Genomic DNA, 20,829 nt, shown 5'->3' on the forward strand with positions numbered 1-20,829 from the left:
TCATGGCGAAGCGCCTTGAAGAAACCGGTCGCCGCGTCATGGATCAGATATCGACAATGATCTTGCCGAAATGCTGCCCCGATTCCTGATGGCGGAAGGCATCGCCCAGATCGGCGAGCGGGAAGGATTTGTCGAGCACCGGTTTCAGGCCATTGGCTTCAATCGCCGCGATCATGTCCTGCTGTTGCGTGCGGCTGCCGACGGTCAGGCCCTGCACGCGCAGGTTCTTGCCCATCAGCAGGCCGGTCTGCACCGGCCCGGCAAAGCCGGTGAGCACGCCGATCAGGGCAATATGACCACCGATCCGGGTTGCCACCATCGACTGGTCGAGCGTACCCGGCCCACCGATCTCGACGACGCAATCAACGCCCTTGCCGCCGGTAAGTTCGAGCACCTTTGGCCCCCAGGCTTCGACTTGCTTGTAATTGATCAGATGATCCGCACCGAGCTCCTGCAGTCGCTTCAGCTTGTCATTGGACGAAGACGTCGCGATCACCGTCGCGCCCGCCGCCTTGGCAAATTGCAACGCAAAAATCGACACGCCGCCGGTGCCCTGCACCAGCACCCTATCGCCCGGTTTCACGCAGCCATCGACAAACAGCGCGCGCCAGGCAGTAAGTCCCGCGCAGGTCAGGGTCGCGGCCTCGGCGGCGCTATAGCCTTTCGGCGCATGGGTCCACGAGGTCGTCGGGCCAACCGCCTGCTCGACCGCATAGCCGTCAATCCCGTCGCCGGGCACCCGCTTGAACCCGCCTTCGGGCGGCGCGCCGTCGATCCACTCGGGGAAGAACGTCGAGACCACCAGATCGCCGACCTTGAACTCGCTGACCCCCTCGCCCACCGCGGTGACCTCACCGGCGCCATCGGACATCGGGATGCGGTTTTCGCCGGTCGGGATCATCCCCTTGACCACCGCATAATCATGATAGTTGAGGCTGGACGCCCGCAACCGCACCGCGATTTCGCCGGGACCGGGCGCTGCCGGTTCCGGCAGGTCGACCAGCTTGAGATTGTCGAGCGATGCGGGAGCGTGGAGTTGGATGGCTTTCATGGCGGGTCTCTCCTGATTTTAATTGTTCGATTAAAATGCGGTCTAGTATGGCGGTGGCGGGTGGTCAACAACTGCCGGAGGTGTTGCTGGAACTGGCACAGGAGCAAATGGTGCGGCAGGCGGGCGATTGGGTTGGCATGGCGCGCACCCGTCCTTCGACAAGCTCAGGACGAACGGACGAGAGATGATTGGCCTCAAGAATGAAAGACGTAATACCGCAATACTCCGTTCGTGCTGAGCCTGTCGAAGTACGAATTCGCACAATCTATCCCCGCGACCGACACCGAGCCAGTTCGGATATCAAATCCCAGTCTCCATCAATCAAAGCCCGCTTCTTCGCCCGCGACCAGCCCTTGATCTGACGCTCTGCGGCAAGAGCTTCTTCGCGCGTTCCGAAAGTTTCGCTCCAGACCAGCGCAACCGGGCGACGGCTGTAAGTATATCCGCCAAACGCGCCAGACTGGTGAGCGGCAACACGGGCTTCCAGATTATCGCTGTGACCGGCATCAAAAATGCCCGTCCGCGCATTGAAGCATGTAAGTCCAGAATGCCATGGCCGCACGATAGCGCGCACCCGTCCTTCGACAAGCTCAGGACGAACGGGAGAGAGGTGATTGGCCTCAACTGTTAAGAATGCAGTGCTAAAAAACCCTGTTCGTCCTGAGCCTGTCGAAGGGCCGCAGCAATCACGCTGGCGCTTTCTTCATCACGCCGTTCTAAAAGCCCGTGACTGGCTCAGCGCCTCCTCACGTCGGCTATTAAATCGGACCATCACTCACCACCATGCGACATCGTGCGATGCCGAGCGCCGCGGGCGAATGCGCCCCGCGCATCCGCTGTTAACCGCGTCACTCCCACTCAATAGTCCCCGGCGGCTTGCTGGTATAATCATAAACCACCCGGTTGATTCCCTTCACCTCGTTAACGATCCGCGTCGAGACACGGGTCAGGAAGCTGGCGTCGAAGGGGTAGACGTCGGCGGTCATGCCGTCGGTGCTGGTGACGGCGCGCAGGCCGCAGACATTGTCATAGGTGCGGCTGTCGCCCATCACGCCGACCGTCTTGACCGGCAGCAGCACGGCAAAGGCCTGCCAGATCGCGTCGTACAGTCCCGCATTGCGGATTTCCTCAAGGTAGATCGCGTCGGCCTTGCGCAGGATATCGCAGCGTTCCTTGGTCACTTCGCCGGGAATGCGGATCGCGAGGCCAGGACCGGGGAACGGATGACGACCGACAAACTGGTCATTCAGCCCGAGCTCGCGGCCGAGATCGCGGACTTCATCCTTGAACAGTTCGCGCAACGGCTCGACCAGTTTCATGTTCATACGTTCCGGCAAGCCACCAACATTATGGTGCGACTTGATCGTCACGCTCGGCCCGCCGGTGAAGGAAACCGATTCAATCACATCGGGATAAAGCGTACCCTGGGCGAGGAAATCGGCGCCGCCGACCCGGGCGGCTTCCTCGTCGAACACCTCGATAAATTCGCCGCCGATGAATTTGCGCTTCTTCTCGGGGTCGGTCACGCCGGCCAGCCCCTTCATGAAGCGCGCCTCGGCATCGACCACCACCAGCGGGATATTATAATGGTCGCGGAACAGGGTCTCGACCTGCTCGCGCTCGTTCATCCGCAACAGGCCGTGGTCGACAAAGACACAGGTCAGCTGGTCGCCGATCGCTTCGTGGATCAGGATCGCCGCCACGGAGCTGTCGACGCCACCGGACAGGCCGCAGATCACTTTCTTGTCGCCGACCTGCTCGCGGATTTCGGCGATCTTGGCGTCCTTATATTCGGCCATCGTCCAGTCGCCGGCACAGCCGCAGACATGGCGGACGAAATTGCCGATCATCTTGCCGCCGTCGGGCGTGTGCACCACTTCGGGGTGGAACTGGGTGCCATAATAGCGCCGCTCGTCGTCAGCGATCAGCGCGAAGGGCGCGCCCTCGGTGGTCGCGACGATCCGGAAGCCGGGCGCGAATTCGGTGACCTTGTCGCCGTGGCTCATCCACACCTGATGCTTCTCGCCAACCTGCCACAGACCGTCGAACAAGACGCATTCTTCGCTGATCTCGATAAAGGCGCGACCGAATTCGCCGCCAAAGTCACCGCCGGAACCCGATTCCACCGTGCCGCCGAGCTGATGGGTCATCACCTGCTGGCCATAGCAGATGCCAAGAATCGGCAGGCCGCTCTCGAAAATCACCTCCGGCGCACGCGGGCTGCCTTCGTCCGGCACCCCGGCGGGCGAACCGGAGAGGATGATCCCCTTCGGTTTCAGCCGGTGAAAGGCCTCCTCGGCCATGTGGAACGGAGCGATCTCCGAATAGACTCCCGCCTCGCGCACCCGGCGGGCGATAAGCTGCGTGACCTGAGAGCCGAAATCGACGATCAGGATGGTTTCTTCATGGGCTATGGACATGGCTTAGCCGCTTAGTGGGCCGCCCCTTTTGAGTCCAGTGCCTTTGTCGCCCGTCGCCGCAAATTCAGCCCCGCCTCAGGCCGTCGTAAGCTGTCCGAGAAAGACCGCAAGGATCACCCCGATTGCGGTCGCGACGCCGGCCATATGATGATCCTCCTTATAGGCCTTGGGAAAAACCTCGGTCGCCAGCGAGGCAACCACCGCCCCGGCGGCAAAACAGCGGGTCGCGGCCAGCACATGCGGCGACACGCCTTCCATGGCAAAATTTCCGATCACCGCCGCCGCCGACAGGATCAGCGCGGTCAGCGCCCACAGCCCCAGCGTCTTGCCCTTCGACAGGCCGTTGCCGACCATCTGCTTGGCCCCGCCGGCGGCTTCCGGCAGATTGGACAGCAGGATCGATCCGGCCAGCGCCGCCACTTCCACCGGTGCCGCCCCGATCAGCGCCACACCGAGCGCCAGATTCTCCGGCACCCCGTCGAGCGTGATCGCGGCCAGCAGGCCACCGCCGCCTTCCGCGCCCCATTTTTCGTCGATCCAGTAGTCGACAACGGAAAACACAACCGCCCCCGCCGCGACCGAACCCAGCGCGACCCAGAGACTGCTTTGCGCAATGGCCGGCTGGATCAGCTCGCTGACCAGCGACACCACCAGCGCGCCACCGGCCAGGGCGATGACAAAGCCTTCGGTCTGGCGCGATAATTTGCCGTAAATACCCCAGAGCGCGCCCGCGATCAGCGCCGCTGAAACAATCGCCACTACAACAAAGGTCATCAACATGGCCTGACAACGCCCTTCCGCAAATTAGGTTTCCCCGACCATGTCCCGCAGTTCGGTCTTCAAAATCTTGCCGATATGGCTGCGCGGCAGTTCGTCGATCAGGCGCAGCTCGGAGAGCCTCTGGGTCTTGCCGAGAGTGGCATTGGTCGCCGCCTTCAGCGCTTCCGGATCGAGTGTCACCCCGGCCTCGGCGACGACAAAACCGACCGGCGTCTCGCCCCATTGCCGCGAGGCCACCCCGATCACCGCCGCATCCGCGACGCCCCACTGCGCCATCAGCGCTTCTTCCAGATCGCGCGGATAGATATTGAATCCGCCGGAAATGATCATGTCCTTGGTCCGGCCCATCAGCGTGATGAAACCGTCCGCGTCGACCTTGCCGATATCGCCCATCCGCTGCCAGCGGTCGCCATTTTCGTCATACCAGCTGGCTTCCTCGGTTTTCTCCGGCTGGTTCTTGTAGCCCGACATCATCGTCTGCGACCGGCCGACCAGCTCGCCCATTTCGCCCGCGGGCAGCCGATTGAGCTGTTCATCTACCGTGATCACCTCGCTGCCGCCCCAGGCGATACCGACCGTATGCAGCTTGTCGGGATGCTCGTGGCAAAGCAGGATGCAAACCACACCGCCTTCGGTCATCGAGTAGATCTCGATCAACCCGCCGGGCATGCGCTTCAGCACTTCCGCCTTCAGCTCCGCCGAGAAGGGCGCGCTGGTGCAATATTTATGGGTCAGGCTGCCCAGATCATAATCGTCGAAGCCGTCAAAATCCATCAGCCGCTGATATTGCACCGGCACCAGCATCGTGTGGCTGGCGCGGTGCGCCTGCGCCAGTTCCAGCCAGCGCTGGCAGTCGAACTTGCCCATCAGGACAATCGTCCCGCCATAGGCGATAGTCGGAGTGAACAGGGCCAGCGTCGTGTTCGAATAAAGAGGCGTCGACAGCAGGGTGACCTGCCCGGGCTTGCCGTAACCGGTGGCCTCTCCGACGGCCGCGTGATACCAGCGCATCTGGCGGCTGTGGACAATGCCCTTCGGCGTTCCGGTGGTGCCGCTGGAATAGATGATATTATAGGGGTCTTTCGGCCCCACCTCCGGATCGGCCGGCATCGCGCCTTCCTCTGCCATCCAGTCAAAGATCATCGGCGCGTCGTCCACCGCCCGATCGAGCATGACATGTTTCAGCGCGGGCAAGGCCTCGCCGCTCTCCAGCAGCTCCGCCCGCTTGGCGTTGTCGATGAACAGATGCATCGCGCCGCTGTCGCGCATCATGTTCGCCAGTTGCGTAGGGGTCGCCGAAGTGGTCAGCGGCGCCGCGCAACCACCCGCCACTATCGCGCCAAGATAGGCCAGCGCATAACGCACCGTGGTCGTGCCGAGAATCGCAACCGCCTGGCCCTTCTGCAGCCCGTCCGCCTGCAACTGCGCCGCAATCCGGTTGACCAGCGCCGCCGTCTCCGCCCAGCTCAGCTTTTCCGCGCTGTCATCCAGCGCGATCCGCTCGGGCTGGTTGACCGCATGGGCATTGATCAGATCGGCGAGCTGGCCAAAGGGCTGCTCGAGATAGCGGGCGGGATCGATATGTTTCATCGAGCGATTAATTCCGCATATCGGCTTGAAATGCAATGGCTATCCTGCCGGTTGGCTTATCGAACAGGGGCAGAAAACTGATCGCGCGAAGACACGAAGGTGCGAAACATTGATACGGCTCGCAATGGCGGCGAGGGAAAAAAGACGCCTGGCTGCTGGAGAGGGAACCAGTCAACTTGGTCCGGCGAAATCACCCGCTGATTCGGTAGCGTTATAAACCTTGCCTTCCGATTCCTGGATATCGAGGAGAACGACGACTGGCTTTTCATACGCTCTTTTCATTGTCGCTTCGTGCGTTTTTGCTTCATTCCTATTCATTTCGACGCTTCCTTTAAATTTGTTATCATCATGTGCGGGGGCACAAATTTTGAATCTGGCATATCCACATATTCGCACTCCTAAGCATCAGGAAAAGATAGTCAATTTCAGATTTGCGCGATAGCCTGCCAATCTGCTGTCATAGGCCCTCTCACCCGCACCGCCTGCCGTGGTTCCCCCATCATGATGGTGCGTTTGGCAAGCCGTCACCCTGTTCCTATCCTGCGGCGCACGCCTTCATCGCGGTAGAGAAAATTGATCGCGCGAAGACCCAAAGGCGCCAAGGATTTTACGCATTGACGATAAGCCAAAGACCCTGTTCGAATGCTGGCGCGCCAAAAATTCATCAACGGACCAAGCCGAAGATGCATGCACCGGAGGCAGGTCATTCCGGTGGATCAGCTCTCGCTCAGCCCGGCCCGATATCGCCGGCTGCCCGCAACCGTGCGTCCGTCCAGCAGCGCTATAGCAAAATCACCGGATCGCGTCGGCGTCAGCGCTATGATCTTGCTGCGATTGACCAGACGCGACCGGTGGACGCGGACAAAGCCGTGCGCGACTAGGCGCTCTTCCCAGGACGCCAGCGTCCCGCGGACCAGATGGGATTGCTCCCCGGCATGGAACTCGACATAATTGCCGGCGGCTTCGACATGACTGATATCGTCCGGCGCGAGATACAGGGATGCACCGCCATCCTGCAGCCTGATCCGGTCGTCGGCCGGCGGCGATGTCGCCGCGCGATTGCGCTCGGCAATATAGTTGAAGGTCCAGTAGGTCGCCGCGATCGCGGCATAAACCAATACATCCTTGCGCCATTCATAGAGCAATGTGATCGCAACGCCGTCGTCGAAGAAACCATAGCGCGCGCCGTACGCCTGATAGGCGATTTCGCGGGTAACGAAGATGAAGCCGATATGGACCATGGCGAAAGGAATGGTCAGACCGAAGTGGATAATGAGGAAGCCCGGCAAATTGCCTTCTCGAAACGGCCATCTTTGCATTGCACGACCGACCAGCGGAGCGAGCGCGACGATGATGATCGCGCTGGTCACCTCCCACAATATCGGTTCAGTCCAGTGATCGCCAGCACCCTCCATGATGCCCGAGGTGGCGTTGACGAACAACAGCACCATAGCAGCAAACAGGATTGCCAGCCACGGGTGCCATTCGCCCCGCGGTCTGCCGTTGGTCCCTGCTTTATCGCCGTTGGTCACCACAGCATTCCCGTTCGTCCCCGCTCCCCGCCTCGTGCGGCATAGCTATAGGCCGCTGGCCAGAACCGCGCAACAATCCGGCGGAGAAGGAGACATCGCCCCCATGACCGACCGCCGCTTCGACCTCGACTGGCTTCGCATCATCGCCTTTGGTCTGCTGATATTCTACCATTGCGGGATGTTTTACGTGTCCTGGGACTGGCACGTGAAATCGCGTTTTGCCAGTACCGCCATCGAACCCCTTATGATGCTGACCAGCCCGTGGCGGCTGAGCTTGCTGTTCCTGATCGCAGGCGCCGCCAGCCGGTTCATGGCCGACAAGATGACCCTCGGGAATTTCCTTGCCAACCGCATGGGACGGCTGTGGCCGCCGCTGCTGCTGGCGATGTTCGTGATCGTCCCGCCGCAATCCTATTTCGAGATTGTCGAGGCGCTGCAGGTCGCCGACGGGCTGGGCCCGAACCCTGCCGGCTGGCTCGACAATTTCTACGGCAAATATGTCACCGGCTCGGGCAATTGGTGCGATGCCGAGGGCTGCCTGATAACGCCGACCTACAACCATATGTGGTTTGTCGCCTATCTCATCCTTTATACGCTGGTGCTGCTGCTGATCTTGCCACTGCTGCGCCGGGCCCCTGCTGCGCTGAACGCCCTGATCGAGGGGCCATGGCTGATCCTGTTGCCGTGGCTCTACCTGACCGCACTGCGCCTGACCCTGTTTCCGATATTCGGGGAAAGCCACGATTTCCGCACGGACTGGTATTTGCATGCGCTCTATTTCGCCATCTTCCTGTTCGGCTTTGCCATCGCCAAAAATCAGGGCTTCTTTAATCGCTGCGTCCAATTGCGCTGGATCGTTTTGGCTCTCGCCCTGGCCTGCTGGGCAGCGCTCGTCGTCTATTTTGACGCCTATGCCGAAACCCGTCCGCCGGAATGGCTACGCCTGACCATGCGCAGCGTGCGGGAACTCGATGCCTGGTGCGCAATCATCGCGGCAATCGGCTTCGCTCACCACCATCTGCGCGGCAATGACGGGCCTGTGCGCCGGATATTGACGCAAGCCATTTTCCCTTTCTATCTGATTCACCAGACGATCATCGTCGTCGCCGGCCATTATCTCGACGAAATGCAGCTCCCGCTCGCCATGGAAGCACCGCTGCTGGTGGCCATCACTTTGGCCGGATGCTGGCTCTTCTATGATCTGGGACGACGGGTGCCGATGCTGCGCATCTGGATTGGCTTGTCACCCGTGCTCGGAACGCGACCCGAGCGCCGAGGCCAGAATTAACGCGCATGCCGCCACAGCGGCTTTCTTCGGTCGCTAGATCCTAGCCCGCCACCAGCTTGACATAGATACTCTCGACCCAGCCGCTCTTGCACGGGCCGTCATTCAAGAAATTTTTCACGCGAAGACGCTAAGACGCTAAGAGTGGTAATTATTGACGATACGCCGGAGGCCCAGTTTGAACGTTGGCGCGCCAAAATTCATCAGCAGACCGAGCGGGAGATGCATGAGCCTCAGGTAGGTCAATAGTTGCTTCCCGTGAATCGGCATCATGTTTTCTGAGGATTTGAGTTCGATCAGAAGCTTGCCTTCGACAATAAGGTCGTAGCGAAAGGCATCTTTGATCACTAATCCGTCGAACCGGATATCGACCGGCTTTTGCCGGTCAATTTTCAAACCACGGCGCTCGATACTTCTGGCCAAAAGGCGATCATAAACCGTTTCCAGCAACCCCGGCCCCAGATCCTCGTGAATCCGGAACCCGCAGTCAATGGCGACGGTCGCCAAATATTCAAGTTGCTGCCCCAAGGACCACCTCTTTGCGCCTTAGCGTCTTCGCGTGAGAAACACTTCATCTCGTCCGCCACCAAAATAGCAGAATTTTGGTTATTCAGCCATCTCCGCCGATTGACCGTTGCGGTCATTCTGGAAAGCCAGTGTCTGCGAGAAACTAGCCCGCCACCAGCTTGACATAAGTGCTCTCGACCCAGCCGCTCTTGCACGGGCCGTCATAATTGCGCTTGGCGCGCACCGGAGAGGATACGCCGCAGTCGACGGACCCATTGCTGGCTGCGGGGGCTGAGCCGTTTGCTTCAGTGTCGTCGATGCTCTCTGCCACGCCGTCATCATAGACGATGCCGAACCATTGCTGGTCGTGGCTGCGGGTGCAGATCCACAATTGCTGGCCTTCGCCGATTTCAGCTTTCTGTTTCGCCGCATCAAACGGGGCGATCCGCACCGGAAGCGTGCCGCCGCGCAGACCCTGCACCCGTCCCACCGCCTGACAGGCGTCAAAACGCGGCCCGCCTTCGCCGATGCGCACCGGCTTTTCTGCCGGATCCGCACCCTGCCGCGCCTCGCGACCCGTCGGATTAACGAGATCGGTCTGCGCTTCGGACAGGTCATCTTCCACCCGGGTGGTCTCGGAACAGGCAAGGGTCGCCAGTGACAGTGCAGAAATGGTCAGGATTTTTCGGATCATGCCAAGAGGTCTAGCGCAAAAGCAGGGTCCTTGGGAAGCTGCGAATATTTGCGCCGGCGAGGGCCGAGGCTATTCGACTCCCATCCTGCCGTTCGTCCTGAGCCTGTCGAAGGACACTGGAGAACGCAAAGGTGCTTCGCCACGCTCGTCCCGAACGGATCAAGCCTCACAGCACGATCTGGGTCTGCGTCACCACCGCGACCAGGGTGCCGTCCTCGAGAGTGATCTTGGTTTGCCAGACCGACTGGCGCCGGCCCACCTTGAACGGCGTCGCCTCGCCGTAAACCGTGCTGCCCTCCGGCGCCGCGTTCAGGAAATTGGTCTTGCTTTCCGAAGTCGTGGTGCCGTTCGACCCCTCAGGCAGATTGGCAAAACCGCCGAATGCGCCGAGTACATCGGCAAAGGTCATCACCGCGCCGCCGTGGATACTGGGACTGCCGCGCCCGTTGCCGGCAGTACAGAGCTCCGGCCGCACCAGCATCTCGCCCCGCACCTTGTCCTTGTCGATCGCGGTGATGGTGATTCCCATGGTTTTGGCAAAGGGCACCATATCGGCGGGATTGGTCATATCTCGGGTCCTTTTTGGTTCATTTCTGGCGCATTCTCGCGCAAAAATGACAAGATATGGCATGTTTTGCACAAAGGCGGAGCGGGAAGAAGTGCTTATTCCGGTGGCGCCGGAGCCGCGATTCTACCGGCTATTTTCGCCCCCTATTCATTTTAATAATGACGGCTTCGCGCAAGAATGGCCCTGACAATCCGAAAACAATATACCCTACTGAGTTACAAGGGTTTTAATATAGGGAAATCCCATATTTTCCTTTGGGTTTGACGGCTCCAGCGGCTATGGTTGCGGCATGAGTGACATTAGCAAGAACGAAATAGCGGAAGATGCTTCCAAATCTTCCAATCAGAACGAATATGGCGCCGATTCCATCAAGGTTCTCAAGGGCCTGGACGCGGTACGCAAGCGGCCGGGCATGTATATCGGTGACACCGATGACGGCAGCGGCCTGCACCACATGGTGTTCGAAGTATCGGATAACGCGATCGACGAGGCTCTCGCCGGCCATTGCGACCTGATCCTGATCACCCTCAACGCCGACGGCAGCGTCTCGGTCGAGGATAATGGTCGCGGCATTCCCACGGGAATGCACAGCGAGGAAGGCGTGTCGGCGGCCGAGGTCATCATGACCCAGCTCCACGCCGGCGGCAAGTTCGAGAATACTTCCGACGACAATGCCTACAAGGTCTCCGGCGGCCTGCATGGCGTCGGCGTCTCGGTGGTCAACGCCCTGTCCGAATGGCTGGAGCTGGATATCTGGCGCGATGGCAAGGCGCATAATATGCGCTTCGAATTCGGCGATGCGGTGCGGCCGCTGAAAGTGACCGGCGATGCGCCGCCCGCAGATAATGAAACGGGCGTCAAAAAAGGTACGAAAGTCACCTTTTTCCCTTCTCCCGCAACGTTCAAGATCACCGAATTCGACTTCGAAAAGCTGGAGCACCGCTACCGCGAACTCGCATTCCTGAACAGCGGCGTGCATATCATTCTGCGCGACGAAAGGCACGAGGAGGCGAAAGAAATCGACCTCTATTATGAAGGCGGAATCGCCGCTTTCGTGCAGTTTCTCGACCGCAACAAGACGCCGCTGGTGCCGGAACCGATTGCCATTCACGGCGACCGCGACGATGTCATCATCGACGTCGCGCTGGAGTGGAATGACAGCTATTATGAAAATGTCCTCTGCTTCACCAACAATATTCCGCAACGCGATGGCGGTACCCATCTGGCAGCCTTCCGCTCGGCACTGACCCGGACGCTCAACAATTATGCCGAAAGCTCCGGCGCGCTGAAGAAAGAGAAGGTCAAGCTGACCGGCGACGACATGCGCGAAGGCCTGTCCGCGATCGTGTCGGTCAAATTGCCCGATCCGAAGTTCAGCTCACAGACCAAGGACAAGCTGGTTTCCTCGGAAGTCCGGCAGCCACTGGAAAGCCTGATGGCCGACAAGCTGGCCGAGTGGCTCGAGGAAAATCCGCAAAATGCCGCGATGGTCATCCAGAAGGTAATCGACGCCGCAGCCGCCCGCGAAGCCGCGAAAAAGGCGCGCGAACTGACCCGGCGCAAGGGCGCGATGGATATCGCCTCGTTGCCCGGAAAGCTGGCCGATTGCCGCGAGAAAGACGCGAGCAAATGCGAACTCTTCCTGGTGGAAGGGGATTCCGCTGGCGGTTCCGCCAAACAGGGCCGCGACAGCATGTATCAGGCGATCCTGCCGCTCAAGGGCAAGATCCTCAATGTCGAGCGCGCCCGCTTCGACCGGATGCTCTCGTCCAAGGAAGTCGGCACGCTGATCCAGGCCATGGGCACGGGCATCGGCCGCGAGGATTTCAATCTCGAAAAGCTGCGCTATCACAAGATCGTCATCATGACCGATGCCGACGTCGACGGCGCGCACATCCGTACCTTGCTGCTGACCTTCTTCTACCGCCAGATGCCGGAGATCATCCTTGGCGGCCATCTCTATATCGCCCAGCCTCCGCTCTACAAGGTCGGCAAGGGCAAGAGCGAAGTCTATCTCAAGGACGACAACGCACTGGATCAATATCTGGTCGAGGCCGGACTGAGCAACATGGTCCTGCATACCGCCGAAGGTGCGCGCAGCGGCGATGACCTGCGCGGTCTTATCGAGCATGCGCGCAGAATGCGCAGCCTGATGACCTACGTGCCGCGGCGCTATGACAGCACCATTGTCGAGGGAATGGCGCTCACAGGTGCTCTCAACCCCGATCATGGACAAACCGAACGGCAGGCCGCAGTCGACGCGACCGCCGCTTGGATGGACAAGGTGGACGAGGAAGGTCGCTGGTCAGGCCAGGTATCCGAAGAAGGCGGCTATCTGTTCCAGCGTTTCTGGCGCGGCGTCACCGATCATCATATCATCGAGGCGAAGTTTCTCGAAAGCGCCGAAGCCCGCAAGCTGCACCTGCTCGCGTCGGAAGAAACCGCGACCTACGGCAGCAGCAGCCGGTTGATCAAATCGGCGACCGGCGACGCAGAAAATGGCGAGGATGCTGACATCGGATCCGAAGGAACTCTCATCACGCGGCCCTCCGAGCTGCTGGAAACGGTCATGGCCGCAGGCCGCAAGGGCCTTGCCATTTCCCGCTACAAGGGGCTGGGCGAGATGAATGCCGAACAGCTTTGGGAAACCACACTTGATCCGGAAGTACGTTCGCTATTGCAGGTGACGGTCGAACAGGCTGACGTGACCGATGATATCTTCACCAAATTGATGGGCGAAGTCGTCGAACCACGGCGTGAGTTCATCGTCGATAACGCGCTGAACGTTGCCAATCTCGATATCTAGTCGCTGCTGCCCATAGGCCTTTTGGCCATATAGGAGAGGACGAGTCCGTCCGCTAACTGTCAGCTGCAATGACAGCGAGGCAGGCATGAAGCACGATTGCGATGACGAGACAGATCAATGAGCCGCGTGACCGTCTGGTATGATGGTGCATGCCCGCTGTGCGTCCGGGAAATCGCCCTGATGCGCAGGCTCGACAGCCGCAGCGCTATCACATTCACGGATATTTCCACTGCCAGCGCATCCTGCCCGATCGACCGGCAATTGATGCTCGACCGGTTTCACGCTTCGGAAAACGGAAAAATATTGACGGGCGCGGCGGCTTTTGCCGCCATGTGGCGAGCCATTCCGCTGCTACGGCCCATTGGCCAGCTCGCCCGTCTTCCGGGTGCGTTGCCGGTTCTCGAAGCCCTGTACGTTCAGTTCCTCAAAATCCGGCCCCACATCCAGAAGCGGCTCAAGCCGATAGACTAGGTCAGGAAGCGGCGGCGACAGCACCCATCATCAGTTCCTGATCCTTGCGGGTTGGATTTCCGCGCAGGCAAAGCCCGCCGTTGACCTGCAAATTCTCGCCGGTCATGAAACATTCGTCGCTGGCCAGGAATACGGCAGCAGCTGCGATATCCTCGCTGGTGCCGATCCGGCCAAGCGGATAACGCGCCTCGAATGATTCAACCAGCCCCGGCACCTGATCGACACCGGCGGTCATTGGGGTCCGGGTAAGCCCCGGAGAGATGCTGTTGGCCCTGATGCCCTGCTCACCAAATTCATGCGCCACGCAGCGGATAATATGGTCTGTCGCTGCCTTGGTACCCATATAGGCGGCATGATCATTGAGCATGATCGTCGCCGTGGCCGAACTGATCTGGATCAGCGATCCGCCGTCGCCCATCGCCTTGATCATTTCCTGATAGAATTGGAACGGTCCGACCAGCTGCAGCGCTGACATCGTTTCCAGCTCTTCCTTGGTATTTTCCAGAAACGGCTTGAGGAAACCCAGACCGGTTGCATTGACCGCGATATCAACACCGCCCATTTTGCTTTTTGCGCTATCGGCCAGAGCCTTGATATCCGATTCCTTGGTAAGATCGCAAAGTGCATAATGGCCGCCAAGCTCTTCGGAAAACCGTTTCAGTTCGTCTTCCTTGCGCCCTGCCACCAGCACGTCAGCGCCTTCATCGCGAAACCGCTTGGCAATTACCTGCCCCATATTGTCCCGACCAGCGGCACCCAGCACCACCGCTTTTTTACCTTCAAGACGTCCCATTATTTGCTCCTCCAATTCAGTTGTTATGCGTTGCGCCATATTAGCCGTCCAAACATCCGGCACTACTCTCACAATGGCTATTGCCTTGGACAAAAAAAGGCCGGATCGACTCGCGTCAACCCGGCCCAGATTAATCAACGGGAGTTGATTAGAATTTGAAGGCAGCTTCCACGAATACCTGGCGGCCACGATTCTGGGTCACCACGAGATCGTCACCCACGCCCGGTTCGAGGAACGGACGTCCGCTGCTGGTGTTGATCCAGATTTCGTCGGTCAGGTTGACGCCGACCAGCGACAATTTCCATTTGCCATCGGGATCGCCGACCGAGATCGAGCCGTCGATGGACACATAGCTGTCCTGCTTCAGGTCGGTCACCGAATCCTCGTTGGTGAAGTAGGATCCGCTATATTGCAGGTTTCCGTTCAATCCCAGTTCGAACGCGTCTCCCATGGGAACGGTCCAGTCAAACGCAGCATTGGCGGCAAACTTGGGCGCGCGTGCAGCTGCCCGGCCGTTGATATCCTCTCCCGACGTTGTCACGAACGGAGCGGTAAATTCGGCGTCGGTATAGGCGATCGAACCGGAAAGGTTCAGGCCCTCGACCGGCGTACGCCATCCCCATTCGACATCCACGCCCTGGCTGGTCAGCTGGCTGGCGTTGAAGGTCTGGAACTGAACCGCAGCGGCATCGAAATTCTGCACCTGAAGATCATCAAATACATAATAGAAGACCGAAGTGTTCAATGTCAGCGTGCGATCGGCAAATTGTGCCTTGACGCCGACTTCACCACCGAGACCGGTTTCCGACTTGAATTTCAATGCATCGGCAACAGCCGCGCGTGTGGCCGGGTCCGGATCATTGAAGCCCAGCAAGCTGGAGGATGGCAGAGCGCTATTGTCGATGCCGCCGGATTTGAAGCCGGTTTTGAAGGCGCCGTAAATATTGATATCCGGCGTTGCCTGATAACGGATGGACAGTTCAGGCGAGAAATTGTCATCGCTGAAATTAATCGGTCCGGAGAAAAAGCCGCTCGGAATGAACGCCGGTCCGGACGACAGGAAGGTGTGAACATAAGGCACCGAAATCCGGCTGGTCTTGTTCTCGTCTGTCCAGCGCACACCACCGGAAATCTGCAACTGTTCCGTCAGGTCCAGTGTCGCGCTGGCGAAAAACGAAAGCGCTTCGGTCTTGGTGTTCTGCTTCTTGTACCAGTCATAGGTATAGCCTGTAACCGGATCAGCGCCGAGGAAAGAAATGTTCACGCCCTGCTGCGAGGTGTTGAAATCGATATCGCGCGATTCATAAAACGCACCGACCATGAAATTGAACATGCCGTCGAAATCACTGGTAACGCGAAGTTCCTGGGTGAATTGCTCGGTCTTGTTGACCGGATCACTACAGCCAGCATTGCCAGGAACGCCCGGTGCGATTTCACCAACATAGGCATAGCAATCGGTATCGATCGCATCGAGGCTGAGATAGCCGGAAACCGATGACAGGGTCAGATAATCGGAAAGACCCAGGTCCCACTTCAGGCGGCCGAAGAAAATGTCGGTTTCGCCATAAGGCACACCATTTTCAAAGCGCGTGTCGCCGCCCGATCCGTCGGGAACATTGCCGACCAGAGCCGCTGCACCGTCGGACGTGTGATACAGGCCGTCACGGTCGTTACAATCGGCGTTGGATGGAATAACCAGACCGCCGGAAAGCAGATAGACCGGATCCGCCACGCCGTTGGCACCACAGTTTACGTCGGTATGGCCAATGGCCCCGTCGCTCTTGTTCTTGACATAGTTCAGCTTCAAGTTGGCATTGAAATTGTCAACCGGATCCCACTGCAGGGTCACACGGCTGATGAAACTGCTGATGCCACGGGAATCGCGGACACTGCCATCTGGGTTGAAAGCTGGCGTACCGGGCGCAAGCTTCACATAATCATCGATATCCTGATATTGTGCGGCAACACGGATGCCGAGCGTATCGGTAAGTGGACCGGAAATATGTCCACCGATGGTGTAGCCATTTTCTTCAAATTCATAGGAAGCTTTGCCGGCCATTTCCCAATCCCGGGTCGGGTTTGCGGAACGGATGGCAAAGACACCGCCGGACGCGCTTTTGCCGAAGAACAGTGACTGCGGTCCTTTCAGGACGTCAATCTGCTGGACGTCAAAGAAGCCGGCCTGAACAATCCGCATCGTGCTCACCTGAACACCGTCGAAATCGAAAGCAACTGCGGAGTCGAAGGCTGCCGAAATATTGGACGATCCGACACCGCGCAGGCTGATCTGGCCGCCAGAACCGGAACCGCCGACCTGCACATTGAGCGCGGGCACACGGCTCACCACGTCAGCGATTTCATTGACCTGGAATTTTTCCAGCGTGTCGCCGCCGATGGCGGTAACCGTTACCGGCACTTCCTGCAAAGTTTCGGTCTGCTTACGGGCAACCACGGTGATGACATTGCTATCATCATATTCGACAGCGTCCTGTGCATAGGCTGGCGCTGCGATACCGGCAAAAGCCAGACTCGCTGCAGAACCCATCAGCAGCCCCCGGACGGAATTGCGGGGCAATATTGTATCAAGACGTGTCGATTGTGAACTCATAAGAACCTCCAAAAAAAATACCTCAGTTCTGAACCTGAGGTATATCCAAACTTGGCGGCTTTTTATCTGCCGCCTTGATTGCAAGCGAGTAACAGGTCCGTTGGAGCCTGCTACTGTCACTTTCGCTATCTGGTGAACTTGAGCATCACCAAAAATGACAGGCCGGAGTCAGCTTGCGCTGCCCCGGCCCGTTTTGATCAAATGGAAAGACGGTTAGAACTTGAAGGCGGCCTCCACAAAGACCTGACGGCCACGATTTTGCGTAACGACGAGATCGTCGCCAACACCCGGCTCGAGGAACGGACGCCCGCCACTGGTATTGATCCAGATTTCGTCGGTCAGGTTGACGCCAACCAGCGACAATTTCCATTTGCCGTCGGGATCGCCAACCGAGATCGACCCGTCGATCGAGACATAGCTGTCCTGCTTGAGATCCGAGACGGAATCCTCGTTGGTGAAATAGGATCCGCTATACTGGAGGTTGCCGTTCAGTCCGAGTTCGAGCGAATCTCCCATCGGAATCGACCAGTCGAAGGCCGCGTTGGCAGCAAATTTGGGAGCGCGCGCAGCCCTGCGTCCATCGATATCCTCACCCGATGTCGTCACGAAGGGAGCGCTGAACTTGGCGTCCGTATAGGCAAGCGAACCGGAGAGATTCAGACCCTCGACCGGTGTCCGCCATCCCCATTCGACATCCACACCCTTGCTCGTCAGCTGACTGGCATTGAAGGTCTGGAACTGGACCGTGGCGGCATCGAAATTCTGCACCTGCAGGTCGTCAAACACATAATAGAAGACCGAGGTATTCAAGGTCACAGTCCGGTCTGCAAATTGCGCCTTGACGCCGACTTCGCCCCCCAGCCCCGTCTCGGACTTGAATTTCAGCGCATCGGCGACCGCCTGGCGGACGGCTGGATCCGGATCATTGAAGCCCAGCAGGCTGTTCGAAGGCAACGCACTATTGTCGATACCCCCGGACTTGAAGCCTGTCTTGAAGGCACCGTAGATATTAATGTCCGGCGTTGCCTGATATTTGATCGAGACTTCCGGCGAGAAGTTGGAGTCCTTGAAAGTGATCGGTCCGGAAAAGAAACCGCTGCTTATGAAGGCGGGCGTCGCTGACAGGAATGTATGAACATAAGGAACGCTGATCCGCGAGACTTTCTTCTCGTCGGTCCAGCGCACACCGCCTGACAACTCGAGCTGGTCCGTCAGGTCCAGGGTCGCGCTGGCGAACAATGACAAGGCTTCCGTCTTGGTATTCTGCTTCTTGAACCAGTCATAGGTATTTCCGGTCACCGGATCGGGTCCGACGAAGGAAATGTTGACCCCCTGTTGCGAGGTGTTGAAATCGATGTTGCGATCTTCGTAAAACGCCCCGACCATGAAGTTGAACATACCGTCAAAGTCACTCGAGATACGCAGCTCTTGCGTATATTGCTCGGTCTTGTTCTGCGGATCGCTACAGCCTGCATTGGCGGGAACGGTCGGAGAAAATTGACCGACATAGGCATAGCAATCGGTATCGACCGCATCGAGGCTGAGATAGCCGGACACCGATGACAAGGTCAGCGTGTCGGAGAGATCCAGATCCCACTTCAGCCGTCCGAAGAAGATTTCGGTTTCACCATAAGGCACGCCATTTTCAAAGCGCGGCTTTCCTGCCGAGCCGTCGGGAAGCTGACCGGTCAAGGCAGCAGCACCGTCGGAGTGATGGTAGAGACCGTCGCTATCGTTACAGTCGGCATTGGACGGAATGACCAGACCGCCGGAGAGCAGATAGACAGGATCTGCCACGCCATTGGCACCGCAGTTGATATCGGAATGGCCAACCGCGCCGTCATTTTCGTTTTTGACATAGTTCAGCTTCAGATTGGCGCTGAAATTGTCCAGCGGATCCCATTGCAGGGTCACACGACTGACAAAACTCTGCAGTCCGCGCGAATCCCGAACACTGCCATCCGGATTGAAGGCCGCCGTGCCCGGCGCAAGCTTCACATAATCCTCGATATCCTGATATTGCGCTGCCACACGGATACCCAGCGTATCGGTGACGGGACCGGAAATATGTCCGCCGATCGTATAGGCTTTTTCCTCGAATTCGTAGGATGCCTTGCCGGCCACTTCCCAGACCGAAGTAGGGTCGGCAGACCGAACCGCGAATACACCGGCCGAGGCACTCTTGCCGAAGAACAGCGATTGCGGCCCCTTGAGAACGTCGATCTGCTGGACGTCGAAGAAACCCGCCTGAACCATCCGCATGGTGCTGACCTGAACGCCGTCGAAATCGAAAGCGACCGCCGAGTCAAATGATGCCGAGATATTGGAGGAACCGACGCCGCGCAGGCTGATCTGGCCACCCGAACCGGAGCCACCAACCTGCACATTGAGCGCGGGCACGCGGCTTACCACGTCGGCGATTTCATTGACCTGATATTTTTCCAGCGTATCGCTGCCAATCGCGGTCACGGTCACCGGGACTTCCTGCAAGGTCTCCGTCTGCTTACGGGCAATAACGGTGATCACCGAGGACTCGTCAATCTCGTCGGAATCCTGTGCCGATGCCGGTGCTGCAAGCCCGACGCAAGCGGTCGCTGCAGCAGAGCCCAGCAAGAGCGATCTGATCGCTCTGCTTTTCAGGATGGTTTTGTGGCGTGGTGCATATCTGGTCATTGCTCTCTCCCAAATGGCTCGGCCTTTGCGACCAATGCCGTTCTATCAATTTTGGCGGTTTACCCGCCTATTGTAGGATCATCTTAAGCCTGCGTTTCAGATCGCTCTGCTAACCAAATTGATAGCAAATGCTGAAAACTGTGCTGTTCACGCAACAAATAGACGTCCTGCATCAGCAATCGGTAACGGCGTCAACGAAGACGCTAACGATATTAGGGATTGCGCTGGGCGAGCGCTCGACGCCTATTGATCGAATATAATGCCACTTTTCAGAACGGGAGATTGACTGATGGGCCGCCTCAAGGGAAAAATCGCTATTGTCACCGGAGCCGGCTCCGGCCTCGGCAAAGCGATCAGCGAAGCATTTGCCGCTGAAGGCGCGCAAGTCGTATTGACCGATATTGATATCGAGGCTGCTACAAATGCCGCCGAAACGATCGGATCCCCTGCCATCGCCTTGGAACAGGATGTTGTCGATGAAACGCGCTGGGACGAAATATTCGCGGCAACCGCCGACACGTTCGGCACGCCTCATATTCTGGTGAACAATGCTGGCCTGGTCATTCCCGGCACGATCGAGGATTGTTCGCTGGAATTGTTCCGCAAACAGAATGCCGTCATGCTCGACGGTGTGTTTCTGGGCTGCCGCGCTGCGGTCAGAGCGATGAAATCCAACGACCAGCCAAGCTCGATCATCAATCTCAGTTCGATGGCGGCCCTCCAGGGCTATTCGCCATTTGTCGCCTATAGCGCCGCCAAGGGGGGCGTGCGCTCCATGACAAAGTCGGTGGCGCTGCACTGCAAGGAACAGGATTACCCGATCCGCTGCAACAGCCTCCATCCCGCCGGGATCGACACCCCGATGGTGCGACAGGAAGCGGTCGGCGCATCCGGCGGTGAAACACCGGCAATAGGGATGATAAAAATCGGCGACCTGGGTCACCCGAATGATGTCGCAAATTTGTGCGTCTATCTGGCCAGCGATGAATCGCGCTTCATGACCGCCGGCGAATATCCGGTCGACAACGGCGTGCTGTACAAACCCGCCTGA

17 protein-coding genes are annotated in these 20,829 nt (G+C 58.6%); 4 read left to right on the top strand and 13 right to left on the bottom strand.

The window, feature by feature from the left end:
* Nucleotides 1-43: 43 nt before the first annotated feature.
* The 7 genes from SPHFLASMR4Y_RS09380 to SPHFLASMR4Y_RS09405 form a co-directional block, all read right to left on the bottom strand.
* Nucleotides 44-1,051: a zinc-dependent alcohol dehydrogenase family protein gene (locus SPHFLASMR4Y_RS09380; protein ID WP_089133304.1), complete on the bottom strand. Its 1,008-nt coding sequence runs from the start codon at nucleotides 1,049-1,051 to the stop codon at nucleotides 44-46.
* Nucleotides 1,052-1,316: 265 nt separating this feature from the next.
* The gene (locus SPHFLASMR4Y_RS09385) at nucleotides 1,317-1,625 is read right to left on the bottom strand and encodes a GIY-YIG nuclease family protein (RefSeq protein ID WP_313906729.1); all 309 of its coding nucleotides are present in this window, start codon (nucleotides 1,623-1,625) and stop codon (nucleotides 1,317-1,319) included.
* A 274-nt stretch (nucleotides 1,626-1,899) separates the two neighbouring features.
* On the bottom strand, nucleotides 1,900-3,471 hold the full coding sequence (gene guaA, locus SPHFLASMR4Y_RS09390; RefSeq protein ID WP_089133305.1) for a glutamine-hydrolyzing GMP synthase: 1,572 nt from the start codon (nucleotides 3,469-3,471) through the stop codon (nucleotides 1,900-1,902).
* A 75-nt stretch (nucleotides 3,472-3,546) separates the two neighbouring features.
* Nucleotides 3,547-4,245 carry a ZIP family metal transporter gene (locus tag SPHFLASMR4Y_RS09395; RefSeq protein WP_260806928.1) on the bottom strand — a complete coding sequence of 233 codons (699 nt, stop codon included), beginning with the start codon at nucleotides 4,243-4,245 and terminating at the stop codon, nucleotides 3,547-3,549.
* A 30-nt stretch (nucleotides 4,246-4,275) separates the two neighbouring features.
* A complete protein-coding gene (locus tag SPHFLASMR4Y_RS09400; RefSeq protein ID WP_089133307.1) occupies nucleotides 4,276-5,841 on the bottom strand; it encodes a class I adenylate-forming enzyme family protein in 1,566 nt (521 codons plus the stop codon).
* A gap of 171 nt (nucleotides 5,842-6,012) precedes the next feature.
* The gene (locus SPHFLASMR4Y_RS17145; RefSeq protein WP_186265907.1) at nucleotides 6,013-6,159 is read right to left on the bottom strand and encodes a hypothetical protein; all 147 of its coding nucleotides are present in this window, start codon (nucleotides 6,157-6,159) and stop codon (nucleotides 6,013-6,015) included.
* Nucleotides 6,160-6,557: 398 nt separating this feature from the next.
* The gene (locus SPHFLASMR4Y_RS09405) at nucleotides 6,558-7,373 is read right to left on the bottom strand and encodes a LytR/AlgR family response regulator transcription factor (RefSeq protein WP_145955511.1); all 816 of its coding nucleotides are present in this window, start codon (nucleotides 7,371-7,373) and stop codon (nucleotides 6,558-6,560) included.
* Nucleotides 7,374-7,476: 103 nt separating this feature from the next.
* Here SPHFLASMR4Y_RS09405 and SPHFLASMR4Y_RS09410 point away from each other — a divergent pair, with 103 nt between their 5' ends.
* On the top strand, nucleotides 7,477-8,661 hold the full coding sequence (locus tag SPHFLASMR4Y_RS09410) for an acyltransferase family protein (RefSeq protein WP_089133309.1): 1,185 nt from the start codon (nucleotides 7,477-7,479) through the stop codon (nucleotides 8,659-8,661).
* 135 nt (nucleotides 8,662-8,796) lie between these two features.
* On the opposite strand, the gene SPHFLASMR4Y_RS09415 is transcribed toward SPHFLASMR4Y_RS09410, so the two are convergent.
* The 3 genes from SPHFLASMR4Y_RS09415 to SPHFLASMR4Y_RS09425 all read right to left on the bottom strand — a co-directional run bounded on the left by SPHFLASMR4Y_RS09415 (nucleotide 8,797) and on the right by SPHFLASMR4Y_RS09425 (nucleotide 10,427).
* Complete coding sequence (locus tag SPHFLASMR4Y_RS09415) at nucleotides 8,797-9,186, bottom strand: GxxExxY protein (protein WP_089133310.1); 390 nt, start codon at nucleotides 9,184-9,186, stop codon at nucleotides 8,797-8,799.
* 142 nt (nucleotides 9,187-9,328) lie between these two features.
* Nucleotides 9,329-9,859 carry a hypothetical protein gene (locus tag SPHFLASMR4Y_RS09420; protein WP_089133311.1) on the bottom strand — a complete coding sequence of 177 codons (531 nt, stop codon included), beginning with the start codon at nucleotides 9,857-9,859 and terminating at the stop codon, nucleotides 9,329-9,331.
* 166 nt (nucleotides 9,860-10,025) lie between these two features.
* Nucleotides 10,026-10,427, bottom strand: coding sequence for a PaaI family thioesterase (locus SPHFLASMR4Y_RS09425; RefSeq protein WP_089133312.1), 402 nt, complete (start codon nucleotides 10,425-10,427; stop codon nucleotides 10,026-10,028).
* 289 nt (nucleotides 10,428-10,716) lie between these two features.
* Between SPHFLASMR4Y_RS09425 and gyrB the strand changes: the two genes are divergently transcribed.
* Nucleotides 10,717-13,233, top strand: coding sequence for a DNA topoisomerase (ATP-hydrolyzing) subunit B (gene gyrB, locus SPHFLASMR4Y_RS09430; protein WP_222102920.1), 2,517 nt, complete (start codon nucleotides 10,717-10,719; stop codon nucleotides 13,231-13,233).
* 117 nt (nucleotides 13,234-13,350) lie between these two features.
* Nucleotides 13,351-13,704, top strand: a complete 354-nt coding sequence (locus SPHFLASMR4Y_RS09435; RefSeq protein WP_089133313.1) for a thiol-disulfide oxidoreductase DCC family protein — start codon at nucleotides 13,351-13,353, stop codon at nucleotides 13,702-13,704.
* Between the two features lies 1 nt (nucleotide 13,705).
* On the opposite strand, the gene SPHFLASMR4Y_RS09440 is transcribed toward SPHFLASMR4Y_RS09435, so the two are convergent.
* The 3 genes from SPHFLASMR4Y_RS09440 to SPHFLASMR4Y_RS09450 form a co-directional block, all read right to left on the bottom strand.
* The gene (locus SPHFLASMR4Y_RS09440; protein ID WP_089133314.1) at nucleotides 13,706-14,497 is read right to left on the bottom strand and encodes an SDR family oxidoreductase; all 792 of its coding nucleotides are present in this window, start codon (nucleotides 14,495-14,497) and stop codon (nucleotides 13,706-13,708) included.
* 148 nt (nucleotides 14,498-14,645) lie between these two features.
* A complete protein-coding gene (locus SPHFLASMR4Y_RS09445) occupies nucleotides 14,646-17,042 on the bottom strand; it encodes a TonB-dependent receptor (RefSeq protein ID WP_186265908.1) in 2,397 nt (798 codons plus the stop codon).
* 276 nt (nucleotides 17,043-17,318) lie between these two features.
* Entirely contained in the window at nucleotides 17,319-19,778 is a 2,460-nt protein-coding gene (locus SPHFLASMR4Y_RS09450) for a TonB-dependent receptor (RefSeq protein WP_089133316.1), read from the bottom strand.
* A gap of 289 nt (nucleotides 19,779-20,067) precedes the next feature.
* Between SPHFLASMR4Y_RS09450 and SPHFLASMR4Y_RS09455 the strand changes: the two genes are divergently transcribed.
* Nucleotides 20,068-20,829 carry an SDR family oxidoreductase gene (locus SPHFLASMR4Y_RS09455; RefSeq protein WP_089133317.1) on the top strand — a complete coding sequence of 254 codons (762 nt, stop codon included), beginning with the start codon at nucleotides 20,068-20,070 and terminating at the stop codon, nucleotides 20,827-20,829.

The organism is Sphingorhabdus sp. SMR4y (genome assembly GCF_002218195.1).
Taxonomy (GTDB): Bacteria; Pseudomonadota; Alphaproteobacteria; order Sphingomonadales; family Sphingomonadaceae; genus Parasphingorhabdus.

Coding starts and splice junctions, on each gene's coding strand:
- SPHFLASMR4Y_RS09380 (WP_089133304.1), bottom strand. CDS start 1,051: ATGAAAGCCATCCAACTCCACGCTCCCGCATCGCTCGACAATCTCAAG.
- guaA (WP_089133305.1), bottom strand. CDS start 3,471: ATGTCCATAGCCCATGAAGAAACCATCCTGATCGTCGATTTCGGCTCT.
- SPHFLASMR4Y_RS09395 (WP_260806928.1), bottom strand. CDS start 4,245: ATGACCTTTGTTGTAGTGGCGATTGTTTCAGCGGCGCTGATCGCGGGC.
- SPHFLASMR4Y_RS09400 (WP_089133307.1), bottom strand. CDS start 5,841: ATGAAACATATCGATCCCGCCCGCTATCTCGAGCAGCCCTTTGGCCAG.
- SPHFLASMR4Y_RS17145 (WP_186265907.1), bottom strand. CDS start 6,159: ATGAATAGGAATGAAGCAAAAACGCACGAAGCGACAATGAAAAGAGCG.
- SPHFLASMR4Y_RS09410 (WP_089133309.1), top strand. CDS start 7,477: ATGACCGACCGCCGCTTCGACCTCGACTGGCTTCGCATCATCGCCTTT.
- SPHFLASMR4Y_RS09420 (WP_089133311.1), bottom strand. CDS start 9,859: ATGATCCGAAAAATCCTGACCATTTCTGCACTGTCACTGGCGACCCTT.
- SPHFLASMR4Y_RS09425 (WP_089133312.1), bottom strand. CDS start 10,427: ATGACCAATCCCGCCGATATGGTGCCCTTTGCCAAAACCATGGGAATC.
- gyrB (WP_222102920.1), top strand. CDS start 10,717: ATGAGTGACATTAGCAAGAACGAAATAGCGGAAGATGCTTCCAAATCT.
- SPHFLASMR4Y_RS09435 (WP_089133313.1), top strand. CDS start 13,351: ATGAGCCGCGTGACCGTCTGGTATGATGGTGCATGCCCGCTGTGCGTC.
- SPHFLASMR4Y_RS09440 (WP_089133314.1), bottom strand. CDS start 14,497: ATGGGACGTCTTGAAGGTAAAAAAGCGGTGGTGCTGGGTGCCGCTGGT.
- SPHFLASMR4Y_RS09445 (WP_186265908.1), bottom strand. CDS start 17,042: ATGGGTTCTGCAGCGAGTCTGGCTTTTGCCGGTATCGCAGCGCCAGCC.
- SPHFLASMR4Y_RS09450 (WP_089133316.1), bottom strand. CDS start 19,778: ATGACCAGATATGCACCACGCCACAAAACCATCCTGAAAAGCAGAGCG.
- SPHFLASMR4Y_RS09455 (WP_089133317.1), top strand. CDS start 20,068: ATGGGCCGCCTCAAGGGAAAAATCGCTATTGTCACCGGAGCCGGCTCC.